General features: G+C 55.9%; 12 protein-coding genes. 4 read left to right on the forward strand and 8 right to left on the reverse strand.

What is annotated here, in order from left to right; translation table 11 throughout:
* Window positions 1-145 precede the first annotated feature (145 nt).
* Complete coding sequence (locus CVE23_RS02370; RefSeq protein WP_038917673.1) at window positions 146-1,162, forward strand: 1-aminocyclopropane-1-carboxylate deaminase; 1,017 nt, start codon at window positions 146-148, stop codon at window positions 1,160-1,162.
* Between the two features lie 360 nt (window positions 1,163-1,522).
* Window positions 1,523-2,512: an IS110 family RNA-guided transposase gene (locus CVE23_RS02375; RefSeq protein ID WP_100850391.1), complete on the forward strand. Its 990-nt coding sequence runs from the start codon at window positions 1,523-1,525 to the stop codon at window positions 2,510-2,512.
* A 365-nt stretch (window positions 2,513-2,877) separates the two neighbouring features.
* Here the strand turns inward: CVE23_RS02375 and CVE23_RS02385 are convergent, their stop codons facing one another.
* From CVE23_RS02385 to CVE23_RS02395, 3 genes are all read right to left on the reverse strand, one after another.
* Window positions 2,878-3,381 (reverse strand): Lrp/AsnC family transcriptional regulator, encoded by a 504-nt coding sequence (locus tag CVE23_RS02385; protein ID WP_033568499.1) that lies wholly within the window; start codon window positions 3,379-3,381, stop codon window positions 2,878-2,880.
* 174 nt (window positions 3,382-3,555) lie between these two features.
* The gene (locus CVE23_RS02390; RefSeq protein WP_038917674.1) at window positions 3,556-4,086 is read right to left on the reverse strand and encodes a chorismate mutase; all 531 of its coding nucleotides are present in this window, start codon (window positions 4,084-4,086) and stop codon (window positions 3,556-3,558) included.
* Between the two features lie 391 nt (window positions 4,087-4,477).
* Window positions 4,478-5,710, reverse strand: a complete 1,233-nt coding sequence (locus CVE23_RS02395) for an MFS transporter (protein ID WP_049854647.1) — start codon at window positions 5,708-5,710, stop codon at window positions 4,478-4,480.
* Window positions 5,711-6,128: 418 nt separating this feature from the next.
* Here CVE23_RS02395 and CVE23_RS02400 point away from each other — a divergent pair, with 418 nt between their 5' ends.
* A complete protein-coding gene (locus CVE23_RS02400; RefSeq protein WP_038917676.1) occupies window positions 6,129-6,839 on the forward strand; it encodes an HD domain-containing protein in 711 nt (236 codons plus the stop codon).
* Window positions 6,840-6,895: 56 nt separating this feature from the next.
* On the opposite strand, the gene CVE23_RS02405 is transcribed toward CVE23_RS02400, so the two are convergent.
* Complete coding sequence (locus CVE23_RS02405) at window positions 6,896-8,365, reverse strand: SulP family inorganic anion transporter (RefSeq protein ID WP_049854646.1); 1,470 nt, start codon at window positions 8,363-8,365, stop codon at window positions 6,896-6,898.
* Window positions 8,362-8,991: a carbonic anhydrase gene (locus CVE23_RS02410; RefSeq protein ID WP_100848794.1), complete on the reverse strand. Its 630-nt coding sequence runs from the start codon at window positions 8,989-8,991 to the stop codon at window positions 8,362-8,364. Before CVE23_RS02410 ends, CVE23_RS02405 begins: the two co-directional genes overlap by 4 nt.
* Window positions 8,992-10,317: 1,326 nt before the next feature.
* Between CVE23_RS02410 and CVE23_RS02415 the strand changes: the two genes are divergently transcribed.
* Window positions 10,318-11,124: an IclR family transcriptional regulator gene (locus CVE23_RS02415; RefSeq protein WP_049854644.1), complete on the forward strand. Its 807-nt coding sequence runs from the start codon at window positions 10,318-10,320 to the stop codon at window positions 11,122-11,124.
* An 87-nt stretch (window positions 11,125-11,211) separates the two neighbouring features.
* Here the strand turns inward: CVE23_RS02415 and CVE23_RS02420 are convergent, their stop codons facing one another.
* The 3 genes from CVE23_RS02420 to rhaD form a co-directional block, all read right to left on the reverse strand.
* Window positions 11,212-12,801, reverse strand: coding sequence for a methyl-accepting chemotaxis protein (locus CVE23_RS02420; RefSeq protein WP_038917681.1), 1,590 nt, complete (start codon window positions 12,799-12,801; stop codon window positions 11,212-11,214).
* A gap of 345 nt (window positions 12,802-13,146) precedes the next feature.
* Complete coding sequence (gene rhaM, locus CVE23_RS02425) at window positions 13,147-13,461, reverse strand: L-rhamnose mutarotase (RefSeq protein ID WP_100848795.1); 315 nt, start codon at window positions 13,459-13,461, stop codon at window positions 13,147-13,149.
* 197 nt (window positions 13,462-13,658) lie between these two features.
* Entirely contained in the window at window positions 13,659-14,486 is an 828-nt protein-coding gene (gene rhaD / locus CVE23_RS02430; RefSeq protein WP_100848796.1) for a rhamnulose-1-phosphate aldolase, read from the reverse strand.
* Window positions 14,487-14,492: the final 6 nt, after the last annotated feature.

Here is a 14,492-nt window from a genome sequence, read left to right on the forward strand (position 1 = left end):
ATTTTTTAAAAAAATAATGGTTAAAAACGCAATTTAAATCAAGTTGGTTTTGTGTAGTATCAGGGGTAAGCGATGACGCGGTTTTCCTGCCGGAAAGCGGTCATCTGATGCCTGATTGACCCACGTTAGCCACCGGAGCCTGACTATGAACCTGGAAAAATTTCCGCGTCACCCCTTAACCTTCGGACCGTCGCCGATTACCCCGATGAAACGCCTGAGTGAATACCTGGGCGGTGATGTGGAGATCTACGCCAAGCGTGAAGACTGCAACAGCGGTCTGGCGTTCGGCGGCAACAAGACCCGCAAGCTGGAGTACCTGATTCCGGAAGCGCTGGCGCAAGGCTGCGACACGCTGGTGTCGATTGGCGGCGTGCAGTCGAACCAGACCCGTCAGGTGGCCGCCGTCGCCGCGCATCTGGGCATGAAATGTATTCTGGTACAGGAAAACTGGGTGAATTACGCCGACGCGGTGTACGACCGGGTGGGTAATATCGAGCTGTCGCGCATTATGGGCGCCGACGTGCGTCTCGATCCGGCCGGTTTCGACATCGGCATCCGCGAAAGCTGGAAGCAGGCGATGGACGAAGCGGCGCAGAACGGCGGCAAACCGTTCCCGATCCCGGCCGGCTGCTCCGAGCACCCTTACGGCGGTCTGGGTTTTGTTGGCTTCGCTGAAGAAGTGCGCCAGCAGGAAAAAGAGCTGGGCTTCAAATTTGACTACATCGTGGTGTGCTCGGTAACCGGCAGCACCCAGGCCGGCATGGTGGTAGGGTTTGCCGCCGACGGCCGTTCCCGCAATGTGATCGGCATTGACGCCTCCGCCAAGCCGGAAAAAACCAAGGCGCAGATCCTGCGCATCGCGCAGAACACCGCCGGGCTGGTGGAGCTGGGCCGCGAGATCACTGAAGAAGACGTGGTGCTGGATACCCGCTACGGCGGCCCGGAATACGGCTTGCCGAACGACGGCACGCTGGAAGCGATTCGCCTGTGCGCGCGTCTGGAAGGGGTGCTGACCGACCCGGTGTATGAAGGCAAGTCGATGCACGGCATGATCGACATGGTGCGCAACGGCGAATTCCCGAAAGGCTCCAAAGTGCTCTACGCCCACCTCGGCGGCGCGCCGGCATTGAGCGCTTACAGCTATATTTTCCGCAATGGCTGAGTACCATGCCGGGTATGTTCCGGCGTTGAGACTGTAGACAAACAGTCTCACTATTTTGTTATCGTCGATTTATGCCAGAACGGTGCGTAGTTTCGTGCTTGACGGCATTGGTCATCCCTTGCACCACCACCACACGCACGACAAGGAGAGGCTTGTATCTTGCTCATGTCGTGATTAGCTATCACGACATGAAACAGAGTGAGCTTCGAAGGAGAGCCAGGGCTATAAACCTTGTGGTTGAGTTTAAGCCCTCTGTTTCACCTTTCACGCCAGCATTAACATTGAACGGTTACCCAGAGCACTGACTCTGAATGTACAAGCGGAACGGGCGTGATGGCTTCAGTGAAAGGGGACATCATTATGTATTACGTTGGTATTGATATCAGTAAGCGTTTTGTCGATGTGTGTTTGTTAGCTGATGGCATGAAAGGTAAACGGAAGACGAAAACGTTACCCAATGGCCCCAACGCCGTTCAGGCTTTGGCTGAATGGCTAACGCGACAAAAATGTGACCCGGGTCAGGCCCATATCATCATGGAAGCCACGGGGGTTTATCACGAACACCTCGCTTATGGTCTTCATCAGTCAGGCATTGCCGTATCCGTGATAAACCCTCATCGGTTGCGTGAATTCGCCAGGGGAATGGGGATACTCACGAAGACGGATAAAGTGGATGCCTATGTGCTGGCCTGTTATGGCGGTTTGCGCCAACCGGAGGGCTGGAGCCCGCCTTCGCCAGAAATAAGGAAACTCAAGGCATTACTCCAGCACAGGGATAGTCTGCTGAGTGATAAACAACGCATAGAAAATCGGCTGAGCACGTTAGCATCCACACAGGCCCCGGAAGAGGTTGTGGCGTCGCTGGACTCGATGGTGCGGCATGTAAAGAGTGAACTGGAACGTATTGAGCGACTGATAGAAGACCACATAGACAAGCATCCTGGACTAAAAAACGACCTGAAGCTCCTGAAATCGATTGATGGTGTTGGCGACCAAATCGGCTGGAATATGTTAGCCACCATCCGGAGCGGTCACTTCAGGAGCGCGGAGCAGGTGGCGGCGTATCTGGGGGTTATCCCGGTAGAGCGTCGCTCAGGCACCTCGGTACGAGGCAGAGCCAGGTTGTCGAAAATAGGGCCGCCCGCGATGCGGGCAAAGCTGTATATGGGAGCCATAGCCGCCATCAGTCACAATCGTCATGTAAAAGCGCAATACGAGCGACTTTTGCTGAAAGGCAAGGCGAAGATGTTGGCGGTAGGCGCGGCGATGAGGAAACTGGTCCATCTGTGTTATGGCGTGCTGCATACGCAGCAGCGCTATGACAAGAATTATGGGTTGGTAGTCAGTTGAAATACTTGACTGGCAACACGGTTACTCAACGCCGCCTCTCCTTGACCACTGGCTGGTGGCTAAACTGTGCCGCTGACGCGGTTCCTTCGGCATTCGCCTTCGCTATTCGGACCGCCCGTGACGTGTTTACTCGCCCCATCCCTGGGGCTCGCCCTTCGTGCCAGCGTAAACGCTGTTCAAAAACGTTCCCGACGTTTTTGTCCAACACGGCACGGGCTTGCGCGGCTTCCCTGCCGCGCATCCGGCGAAGTCGTTTGCCTCAGCACAGTTTTTAACGCCGGGAAAACCCTTAATCTGGCACTTATAGAATTTGTCAGCACTGTACGCCGGGAATATCCCGGCGTTATTGTTTTGTGTGCTCGCCTTTAAAACACCAACTGCGTTGTCGACAGCACTTCCCGCAGGCCGATAAAAGAGCGGATCTGACGTACGCCCGGCAGGAACAGTAACTGTTCGGCATGCAGTTTGTTGAAGCTCTGGTTGTCTTTGGTGCGGATCATCAGGATGTAATCGAACTCGCCGGTGACCACGTGGCACTCCATGCAGCCGCTGATTTTCTGCACCGCCGCTTCAAAGTCTTCAAAGCTTTTCGGGGTAGAGCGGTCAAGCACCACGCCGATTAACACCACCATGCCGACATTCAGCGCCTGCGGGTTCAACAGGGCGACATAACCTTTGATCAGCCCTATCTGTTTTAATCGCTCCACCCGGCGCAGGCAGGCCGGGGCGCTGAGCTTGACCTTTTCCGCCAGCGCCACGTTGGAGATGGAGGCGTCGGACTGGAGATAACGCAGGATGGCGAGATCAAAACGGTCAAGATTGAGGCTTTTTTCGTCCGGGCTATCGGCGGCGGCGGTTTTGGTTTTCATGGTGGTTTAATCTCCACTGGAAGTCACATTGACGCAGCAAAATTGCGCATTAGATGAGTATGGCGCAATTTCCTTCAACATAACACCGACTATTTCAGGGCGACGCGCTTGATGGCGGATAAGGGTATGTGCGGACGGCGTAAAACGGCGCGCATGAGGCGCGCCGTCTGAGGGTTATTTCTGTAATCTGGCCTGCTTCAGCGTGGTATATAACCGCGCCTTATCGTGCTCGCTGAGGTTCTTCTGGGTCACGGCGTGCATAAACGCAGCGTGATTCAGCCGGCTCAGGCTGCCGCCCTGTTTGTGCAGGGTATCGGCGAGTTGCTGTAGCAGCACGCCGTTCAGTTTGGCGATTTGGGCGCGCACTTCGTCCAGCGGGCGCGGCTGCCAGTCTTTCTCCGGCACAGCCAACCAGTCGGCGCGGTAGCGATACTGAATCGCCTTGGCGGCATCCATCTGCGCCTGAATGAACGGCGTAACCGAGTCGGCGTCCAGCCCGTACTGCGTCGCCTGCTGTCGGCTGGCTTTCAGTACGTTGTCTTCCTGTTGCAGATCCTCAATCGCCAGATGATGAGCCGCTTTGTAGCCCGCCACATCCTTCATATAGCCGAGGCGTTGGTTAACCAGTGATGCCAGATCGGCGCTTTCCGCTGCCAGCGCACTGGTGCTGATCAGGCAGGCTACCAGACACATTGTCCGTAACATATTGTCTCCAGGTGGTTGAAAGTAAGAAGGCAAAGCCGCCATATCGACCCTGCCGTCGCCACGGACGCCTGCGGCGAACACGGCAATCATCGCGCCACCATCTTAAGTGCATGGCATAGCGTTGTGATCAACGCGGCGATGGCGGATTCGTAACCAGACGTACATGTTGTTTTGCATTCTGTGCGGTGATTACTGGATGTGATTGTATGAATTCGTGTTATCAGCCGATGCGGCTACCCTGATTCCACGCGCGCTGCCGTAGATTATTTCACCCGTAATCGCTGGAGCCGGAAAGGGAAGCGATAGTAGAAGCCGCTTCATTTTTATAAAATTTTCATACTGTTGGACATATATTGATACGTTCCGCCAGCGGGCGTGGCGGAACGCGGCGTCATCCGGAGTGGTCGGGACGGGGCGATGGCAGCGATGTGTCCGCCAGTTTGCGCCGCAGACCGATCAGCAATCCGATGCCGGCCAGCAGCGAGAGCGCGATGGCGATATGCATGAACCAGGTCAGCGGCCAGTCGTAGCGCTCGGACAGAAACAGGAACACACCCATCAGCGGCAGCACCGACTGGTTCAGCATCAGGATCAGCGAGGAAACGCTGGCCAGCCGCTCGTAGGGAATCAGCGTCAGGCGCAGGGTGCGCATGATATTGCCGGTGAAGACCTTACCGACGATGCCCAGCGCGTAGAACGTCAGAAACGGCCCCAGGTGATCGAGCGTGGTGGTCAGCAGCAACGAAGCGACGACAATCAGGCCGAGTCCTGCCGCCAGCAGCGCTTCCCGGCTCAGGCGACTGAGCGCCGCGCCGTAAACCAGCGTGGATAAAAATCCTGCCGCGCCGGCGCAAATATCAATGAAACCAAAATATTTCACTGATAACCCCATCTGATTTTCAATCAGGGCGGCGCCGCCGGACTCCACCAGCCCATCGAACATATTATTTCCGGCCGCCAGTACGATCATCAAAATAATAAATGGATTTCTGATTATCATCAGTAGCGGGAATAATTTTTTTGGCGCTGGGCGAGGCGAGTTGATTTTATTTTCCGGCGCCGGGTCCGGGGTGAAAGAAAACAAGCGAGAGGTGAGGAAATAATAAGCGTTGCATAAATAGAATGTGGCGGCGATATACAAAAGCGTCAAAAAACCGTATTCATACAACAGTATGCCAATCAACGGCCCCAACACCATGCCGAGTAAATCCAGCCGGGTCAGCAGGTTGGCGTCCCGATCGATGTGGCGGCTATGGGCGGCGATCAGCTTTTCCACGGCGGTGAGGGTTTGCGCGTTGCCGATAGACACCCCGGCGCCCAGTAGCCCGCAGGCCAGCGCCAGCGTCAACGGTTGTTCGGCAAAATTCAGCACCAGACAGAGCAGCAGGCAGCCAAACGCCTTGACCGCGTCGGACGCGATAGAAATGGGGCGGACGCCCCAGCGATCAATCAGCGCGCCCAGCGCCGGGATCAGCACAATGCGCGGCAGCCACCATAACGTATAAGACAAACCGGAGTAGGTCAGGCTTTGGGTTTCGGCGTAGACCAGCACCGGAATCAGGAACACCATCAAACCATCGGCGATAAACACCAATGCAAGAAAAAAAAGCAAAACCGGACTCATGGGATAAATACCCCTGACAGCATAACCCTCCATAGCTGCAAGTTGCGGGGACATCGGTTTTCTCCGCCACCCCGGCCGCCTGCTGTTGTAAGCGCCTGGGGATTCACTGCGTCGCCGTCGTCCTGCCACTCGAATTATTTCGGGTATATCAGGTCATGTTTTGTAAATTAAAAAAATGACGTAAGCGGAAACAAAAAATAAACGCTACGGCACCGTATAAGCGCCTCAATATAATAATGTGTCGTCGGGAAAGTAAATGTTTATTTATTGACAAAACCGGGGTAAACATTTTTTGTTTAAAATAATTTTACCGCTTATTATCAATTTTGAAAAATGCGCTGCCCACATCAGTCATGTTGCTGTCATTACTTTTTGGCTATTCTGTGGTGATCTAAATGGATTGGTGCAGGAGAACGGCATGGATTTACTTGGTTTTGAACAGACGCTCAGTCAGTACGTCGCCCGGCATCTGGCGGACTCCGTGGATAGCGCGCACGATCACCACCATCTGGTGCGGGTGGCGAACAGCGCCCGGCACATTCAGCGCACGGAAGGGGGCGACCTGCGGGTAATTATCGCCGCCGCCTGGCTGCATGACATTGTTTTGATCCCGAAAAATCACCCGGATCGCAGCCGGGCTTCGCGCATGGCGGCGGAAGAAGCGGTGCGTATTCTGTCGCTGGATTTCCCCGATTTTCCCTACGCGCTGTACCCGGCGGTGTTTCATGCGGTTGAGGCGCACAGCTTCAGCGCCGGCATTACGGCGGAAACGCTGGAAGCCAAAATTGTGCAGGATGCCGACCGGTTAGATTCGCTCGGCGCGCTGGGGCTGGCGCGGGTGTTCTATGTGGCGGGCATGATGGGGCGGCCGTTGTTTGATCCGCAGGATCTGTTCGCTTGCGATCGCGAGCTGGACGATCGCCTCTACACGCTGGATCACTTCCGCGTCAAACTGATGCGCTTGCCGGAAACCATGAATACGGCGGAAGGCAAACGCATCGCCGAAGCCAATGCATCCTGGCTGGTGGATTTTCTGGCCAAGCTGGCCGGGGAAGTCAATGGCGACCCGACCTTGCTGGATCCGCTGGTTCGCGCGCAATTCAGCGCCTGGCATCCCTGGCTGACCTGACGCGCGCCAGCTAATCCCGAAGCGTCGTACCGGCTGTTGCCGGTACGACGCTTATCTCACACCGGCCACTGCGCCAGCCGGATGCCGCGCGCTGGCGCGTTATCGCGGAAATCCTGCAACACGGCCTGTACATCCGGGTCGATATAGTCCGCGTTGTCGTGTTCCACAATCACCACGCTGTTGGCCGGGATGCGGTTCAGCAGGCCCTGCAGACGCGGGTTGTGGACAAACGTCAGGTTCTGCTGGAAACGCAGCACGAAGTGATCGCTGTAGCGGGTGAGCTGCAGCGCGTTGCGGTGGCTGCCGTAGAAATTGATGAGCAACTGCGTCACCATCCCCAGCGCGATCCCCGCCAGCATGCCCAGCGCGATAATGCCGACGATGGTGGTGATAAACGGTACGAACTGTTGCCAGCCCTGTTTCCACTGTTCGACAAACAGCGACGGCGACGCCAGTTTGTAGCCGGTATAAAGCAGTACCGCCGCCAGGCTGGCCAGTGGAATGGCGTTGAGCAGGTCGGTTAGGTACAGCACGCTCAACAGCAACAGCACGCCATGCAGCAGGATGGAGATTTTACTGCGCGCGCCGGCGTTGACGTTGACCGAACTGCGCACGATCACCGCCGTGATGGGCAGACCGCCGAGAAAGCCGCTCAGAAAATTACCGATCCCCTGGGCGCGCAGTTCCTTGTCCGGCGATGGGGGTGGCGTCTGCGGCTTGATTTTCTTCAATGCTTCCTGGCTCAGCAGGGTTTCCAGGCTGGCGACCAGCGCCAGCGTAACCGCCACCATGTAGACGGCCGGGTTACGCCATGCCAGCCAGTCCGGGCGCAGCAGCTCGTCGGTCATTTCGGTGAAGCCGGCGAATTCCGGCAGTACGATGCGCGGCATGCTGCCGAGGATTTCCGGCATCGCCTGCGCGCCATACAGGGTGAATATCCCGCCGAACAGCACCGCGACCAGCGGCCCTGGCAGCCAGGTCAGATAGCGGTGGTTTTTTACCGCCGAGGTTCCCCACAGCCATTGCAGCAGCAAACCGCCGCCCGCGACGACGATAGCGCCGATAGAGAGCGCCGCGGCCGGGTTTTGCCACAGACTGCTGAACTTGGCTTTGGCGTCCGCCCCCAGCGCCAGCGGGAACTGCTGGATGATCAGCAGCAGACCGATGGCGGCCAGCATGCCGCGGATGACGCTGCCGGGAATCACCGAAATGAAGCGTCCGGCGCGGGCGACCCCCATCAGGAACTGCAACACGCCGGCCAGCATGATCGCCAGCAACAGCGCGGAGAATGAGCCCAGCGTTTCGATAGCGCCGGAAACAATGGTGACCAGCCCGGCGGCCGGGCCGCTGACTGCGAAACGGGATGGGCTGAACAGGGTGACCACCAGCCCGCCGATCAGGCCGGTCAGCAGGCCGACGAATGGCGGCAGACCGCTGGCCTGGGCGATGCCGAGGCACAGCGGCAACGCCACCAGGAAAACCACCAGACCGGCGGGAATATCCTGCCGAAGCGTACTCAGGTTCATGTCGATTCCTCCACGGCGTATTGATGAATAAGCTCTTTCAGATGACCGTTGTGCAGGTCGTAAACGCAGCCATAGACGCCCAGTTCGACGCCGTCGCGCCAGGCTTGCCGCACCGGCGGCGCGTTCACCAGCCGGGCGAACTGCTCCAGCACGTTGGCTTCCACCAGTTGATTCTGACGTTGGGCTGCGTCGTCCGCGCCGTCGTCCGGCAAAGCGATATGGTGGGCCAGCGAGGCGCGCAACGATCGGATGCGGCGGGACAGCGGCGAATCTTCATTCACCAGTGGCATGCCCGGCAGGTTGACCGCCGCCTGCACCCCGCCGCAGCCGTAGTGGCCGCACAGAACAATGCGCGACACTTTCAGGTATTCCAGCGCGTATTGCAGTACGCTCATGAAGTTGTCGTCGTCGTGGCTCACCATGTTGGCGATATTGCGGTGCACGAACAGTTCGCCCGGATCGGATCCGGTGAGCACTTCCGCCGGCACCCGGCTGTCGGAACAGCCGATCCACAGCGAGTGAGGTTTTTGCACCAGCGCGTGCTTCCTGAAATAGTGGGGGTGGCGCTGCCGCCGTTGCAGTGCCCAACTGCGGTTTTTGGCGAGCAAAGGTTTTAGCGTCGTCACAACAGAACTCTCTCTACCAGGTTGAACATAACTCACAATGAGAAGGTGCCTCGCCGGATAATGGCGGGACACGGCCTAATTAACGCGTCGCATATTCACGGCGCGTATTTATCCGATACCGGAACTGTCACATCCGTTCTTATTCGGAATGATTTTTTCTGTTAAATAAGATAATTCCGATCAGTAATTACTGCGGTTTATCTCTGTCATTCTTTATTCAATAAGAAAAAAGAATGACGACATCTGTCAGTTGCTGCTGTGGGGAAATAACGACAGTTCAGGAGGTAATAATATTACCCAGTCCCAGTCAGCATTATTTTTATACCCTTCATACTTCAAGTCGCAGGTACGTTGGCTTTATTACATTACCCGGCCATCCATCTCGGCCATACATGAGCCTCGCTCCTTCGGGGCCGCAGCACGTGGCGTTTAACGCTGCTCAAAGAATATTTATCATTCATCTCAGTCACTTAATCGAGTAAGCTCCTGGGGATTCGCTGCGTCGCCGCCTTTCTGCAACTCGAATTATGTTGGATACGCTCGTTATGCTTTGTTTTATTTAGTTATTTTACGGCGCCGGTCGTCCTGCATCGTGGATCGCCGTCTGGTTTATTCATGGCAAGCGCCAGCCGCCGCAGGCGATAGCAGATAAGCCTGTGGGGATGTCATAAAAAATTAACAGTATGATTTTTATCAAATTATCTTCTAATTTAAGTATCAGGTTTCTCTGTAAAAATCATCGTATGTACAGCGGAAATACGCCGGAGGGAAAGGCATCCTTACCCGTTTTAACACAGCGATTATCACCAGGGTGACAATGTGTTTTTCTGTTGTGTTGTTGTCCTTTTACGTCGTCGTCCTGTCACGGTTTGACTGTCACCCTTATTTTCAACACTGCCTAAATGTATAGCAACAATAATCTGACAATACCAGTCCGATGATAAAATTTATTTTCAATAAATCCACATCAAGAGACGGGTTTTATTTTTAGTTAAGACGGTTAATCCGGAAAGTGAATTGACTTTGGACTGGTTTTGTTCCTGGTGTGTATTATTTTTCTTATCGAATAAATAACGGATAATATGTTTATCTTCTTTTTTGAAGATAAAAAAGGCGACTCGAATTTATTTGGTATTGCGGAAATAGATAATTTTTTCTTTTTCGTTGTAAATGATTGTCAGCTATTGTCGCGCCGCGTAGAAAGTGTCCGTACTACTTAGGCGGCTTTTTTTCTGACGATGTGAAGCAGAGCGGGCTGGGATCACGTCATGTTGCGCTGAATCGTGGTATCGATAGACGCTAATGTTTAGCCAGAGGGAGCGATGCATGGAAACGATGTCGCGCGGTCATGACAAACCCGCGGGGAACCAAAGCCTGCTGCGGGGATTTCTGCTGCTTGAGATTTTAAGCAATTACCCGAACGGGTGCCCGCTGGCGCATTTGGCCGGGCTGGCCCGGCTCAACAAAAGCACCGTGCATCGCCTGTTGCAGGGATTGCAGGCGTGTGGCTACGTCACCCCGGCGCCCGCCGCAGGCAGTTATCGTCTGACCACCAGGTTCATTACGGTTGGGCTGACATCGCTGGCGCCGCCAGAGGTGATCCGGCTGATTACACCGCCGTTGCAGGCGCTGAACGCCGCGACCGGAGAAACCGTCAATTTTTCCCGGCGCGACGGCGATTACTGCATTCTGCTCCACAAGCTGGAGCCCACCACCGGTATGTTGCGCACCCGCGCTTACCTCGGGCAGCAGATGACCTTGTTCAGTTCGGCGATGGGGAAACTGTTTCTGGCTGACGACACCAAAGACGCGCTCTTTTCCTACTGGGGCCGCCATCAACCGCATATCCGCAAGCTAACCCCGTATACCATTACCGATCCGGGACACATGCAGCGAGAGCTGGAAGACGTGCGCCAGCGCAAGGTGGCGTTCGATCGGGAAGAGCACGAAGTCGGGGTGTCCTGCATGGCGGCGCCGGTATTTGATGCGCAGCAGCGCGTGAAATACGCCATTTCGTTATCGCTTTCTTCGGCCAAGCTGCGCCAAATCGATGAGGAAACTCTGTTGACGCCGTTGCGCCAGACCGCTGACGCGCTTTCTCAGGCGCTGAAAACCCTGCCCGACGACATGTAAATAAGCGCGAATCCGTACAGCGGGGCGAGGGGGTAAGAAGGAAGGCAGGAAAACCGGGCCGTCGACGCGACGACCCGGCGGGATGGATCAGTTGAGGCGCAGCGGAGACTGTTGTGCTTCCAGATGGAAGAAGCGCACGGAGTCGCGTAACTGCTCACCCTGTTCCGTCATGGACTGGGCGGCGGTGGCGGCCTGCTCGACCAGCGCGGCGTTCTGCTGGGTCACGCGGTCCATTTGGTCAATGGCGATGCCGATTTCCTTGATCCCCTGATGCTGTTCGTTGGAAGCCATCGAGATTTCCGCCACGATGTCGGTGACCTTGGTGACCGAACTGACGATCTCTTCCATCGCGTGGCTGGCGGTGTCGGCGTGGCGGGAGCCATCGGTGATTTTCTCCACCGTGCCTTCGATCAGCGTTTTGATCTCTTTGGCGGCGTTCGCGCTCTTCTGCGCCAGATTGCGGACTTCCCCGGCAACGACGGCGAACCCTTTGCCTTGCTCACCGGCACGCGCCGCTTCCACCGCGGCGTTGAGCGCCAGGATGTTGGTCTGGAAGGCGATGCCTTCGATCACCGAGATAATGTTGACGATTTTCTGCGAACTGTCGGAAATTTCATGCATACGCTTGAGCATGTCGTCCACCACGTTGCCGCCGTGCACCGCGGTTTGCGACGTCTGACGCGCCAGTTCGCTGGCCTGATGGGCATTATCGGCGTTGCGTTTCACGGTTTCGGTGATCTGCTGCATGTTGGAGGAGGTTTGCACCAGCGACGCCGCCTGTTCCTCGGTACGCTGCGACAGGTCACTGTTGCCCTGAGCGATTTCGCTGGCCGCCAGCGAGATGGATTCGCTGCCGTTCACGATGTTGTGGATGATGTCAGCCAGCTTTTCATTCATGTTCTTCATGGTGGCCAGCAGGCTCTGGGTGTCGCCAGCGCGCAGGTTGATGGCGGTATTGAGGTGCCCGGCGGCGATCTGGTTCATGATCGATACCGCATAGGCCGGCTCGCCGCCAAGCTGACGGGACAGGTTGCGGGCAATCAGCGTGGCGATAACGCCGGTTGCGATCAGCGCCAGCAGTAACAAACCGGACAGAATATAAAGCGCGGTACGATAACCCGTTGCTGCCTCAACGGCGGCCTGATCGCCGCTGGCGATCTCCATTTCCACCAGTTTCGCCAGATCCTTCATCAACTGGGTGCGGTATTTAGCCGAAACCGCGCCGCTGATTTTGCTGGCATCGTCCAGTTTTTCACTGTTGACCGCGTCAATCACTTTGGCGTTGACGTCCACGAAATTCTTGAAATTATCCGTTACCTGGCCGAACAGCGCTTGTTTGTCCTGTGCGTCGTTTTTCACCAGTTTGGCGTAATTGGCCTGGGCGTTCAGAAATACATCCTGATTCTGCAACAGTTCCTTGCGATGGCCCTCTCGCTCGTCGGGCGTTTTGGAAGAGATGTACTGTATCTGCTGCAGACGTAATTCAGACAGGACGCCACGCATTTCCAGCGTATAGCGCACCCCCGGCAGGCGATTGTCGCGGTAGGCGTCGATACGGTCATTATTGGCGCTGAGTTGATAGATGGAAACGGCGCCAATCAGCAACATCATCACGATCAGCACGGAAAAACCGAACAGCAGCTTGGAAAAGACGGTTAATTGCGAGAATTTTTTCATAGTTTTTTTCTTGGCAAGGGAAAGTATCTTTAATAACGGCAGGGTAATTCAAAAATTTATTCCCTTCATAGGGGGGAGTCGTCATTTTGACGAATTGTTTTTTATTTTTTGAATGGTGATTTTGTGATGCCGATTTATGATTTTTTGTTCTTTTTGTGAATATGCCCAACATAATGCAGGTTGCAGGAGCAGCGCGTCACGCTGTGCAAGGCGCGGGCGCGTTGTCCTGCGCCTCAAGTTATTGGGGAGAAAGGGAAGTTTTCTATTTGCGAGACGAATTCATACAAAATAAATAATCGTATGATTCGGCGCTATTAATTTTAGCGGCTGGCGTGCTGACGCGAATTAATCCAGATAAAAAACCGCCTTGAGCTCGGTGCTGACCGGGCTATTATCCGGGTTGGCGGGCATCACCTCTTTCATGTATTTCCACCAGCGCTGGCAGGCGTCGGTTTGCGCGACGGCGTTCCAGCGTTCTTCCGATTCAATTTCCACGTACGCGAACAGTAGGTTGCGCGCCGGGTCGAGGAAGATGTTGTAGTGGTGTGCGCCGTGCGCTTTCAGTTCCGCTTCCAGCTCCGGCCAGATTGGGTTGTGGCGACGCTGATATTCCTCGTGGCAATCCGGAAAGATCGGCATCACAAAGGCTTTTTTCAACATATTCGTCATCCTGTAGACAGTGACAGTGGCCCGCATTCGGCGGGAAACATCCTTGTGTTCCATGCCGGCCGCGCACGACGTCAGGGTTCCGCCTGCTTTTCACCATTACCGGTGAACCCCGACGGCGTTTCTGCCCGCATGGTATCCTGATGGTTATATTCACCCGGCATGACGCCATTTACCCGACATAGCGCCATTTACCCGACACGTAAGGCGGACGCCATCGGCGTGACCCCAAACCGCTCGCCGAGCGCGATCAACTCTTCAGTCGAGATCGTCTGCTTCTTCCCGCCCATCGCGCGCACCTTGACCATCACCTCTGCCGATTTTTCGGCGGTATCGATCAGACCGAAGGCGTCATCCAGCGACGGGCCGGTGCCGAAGATGCCGTGAAACGGCCACAGCACCAGCGAATGGTGTTGCATCTGTTCGGCGGTGGCGCTGCCGATGGCATCGGTGCCCGGCACCATCCACGGAACAATGCCGACGCCGTCCGGGAATACCACCAGACATTCGGTGCTGCCTTCCCACAGCTCGCGGGTAAACGCCGCGCTGTTCAGTTCCAGCATGTAGCTCAGGGCGATCAGGTTGGTGGCGTGGCAGTGCATGATGACCCGATCCCGCCCGTCGCTGAGGTTCATGCGCACGATGTGCGACTGAAAATGCGCCGCCAGCTCCGAGGTCGGCAGGCCGCCGTGGGTCAGCCCCCAGAAGATACGGTAACCGCGGCCATCATCATCCACCTGCAACAGCGCCAGACTGTCGGCCGGGTCCAGTTGGACATTGCGAAAGAACTTGCCGGAGCCGGTGACGATAAACCAGCAGCCTGCCAGTTCCGGCATCGGCTGGGACAGCGCTTCGTGCCGCGGTTGCGGATAAAAGTCGCTTTCGAACGGCGTTACGTCGTCTGTGGTCAGACGCAGGCTGATGTTGCCGCCGTTGCGTTCATCCCAGCCTTTGAGCCACATGTCGCCGGTGGCCTTGATCATTCCCTGTACAAACCAGGAGGTGAGTAGTGATTGCATGGCAAA

Source organism: Dickeya fangzhongdai, from assembly GCF_002812485.1.
Classification (GTDB): Bacteria; Pseudomonadota; Gammaproteobacteria; order Enterobacterales; family Enterobacteriaceae; genus Dickeya; species Dickeya fangzhongdai.

Coding starts and splice junctions, on each gene's coding strand:
- CVE23_RS02370 (WP_038917673.1), top strand. CDS start 146: ATGAACCTGGAAAAATTTCCGCGTCACCCCTTAACCTTCGGACCGTCG.
- CVE23_RS02375 (WP_100850391.1), top strand. CDS start 1,523: ATGTATTACGTTGGTATTGATATCAGTAAGCGTTTTGTCGATGTGTGT.
- CVE23_RS02385 (WP_033568499.1), bottom strand. CDS start 3,381: ATGAAAACCAAAACCGCCGCCGCCGATAGCCCGGACGAAAAAAGCCTC.
- CVE23_RS02390 (WP_038917674.1), bottom strand. CDS start 4,086: ATGTTACGGACAATGTGTCTGGTAGCCTGCCTGATCAGCACCAGTGCG.
- CVE23_RS02395 (WP_049854647.1), bottom strand. CDS start 5,710: ATGAGTCCGGTTTTGCTTTTTTTTCTTGCATTGGTGTTTATCGCCGAT.
- CVE23_RS02400 (WP_038917676.1), top strand. CDS start 6,129: ATGGATTTACTTGGTTTTGAACAGACGCTCAGTCAGTACGTCGCCCGG.
- CVE23_RS02405 (WP_049854646.1), bottom strand. CDS start 8,365: ATGAACCTGAGTACGCTTCGGCAGGATATTCCCGCCGGTCTGGTGGTT.
- CVE23_RS02415 (WP_049854644.1), top strand. CDS start 10,318: ATGGAAACGATGTCGCGCGGTCATGACAAACCCGCGGGGAACCAAAGC.
- CVE23_RS02420 (WP_038917681.1), bottom strand. CDS start 12,801: ATGAAAAAATTCTCGCAATTAACCGTCTTTTCCAAGCTGCTGTTCGGT.
- rhaM (WP_100848795.1), bottom strand. CDS start 13,461: ATGTTGAAAAAAGCCTTTGTGATGCCGATCTTTCCGGATTGCCACGAG.
- rhaD (WP_100848796.1), bottom strand. CDS start 14,486: ATGCAATCACTACTCACCTCCTGGTTTGTACAGGGAATGATCAAGGCC.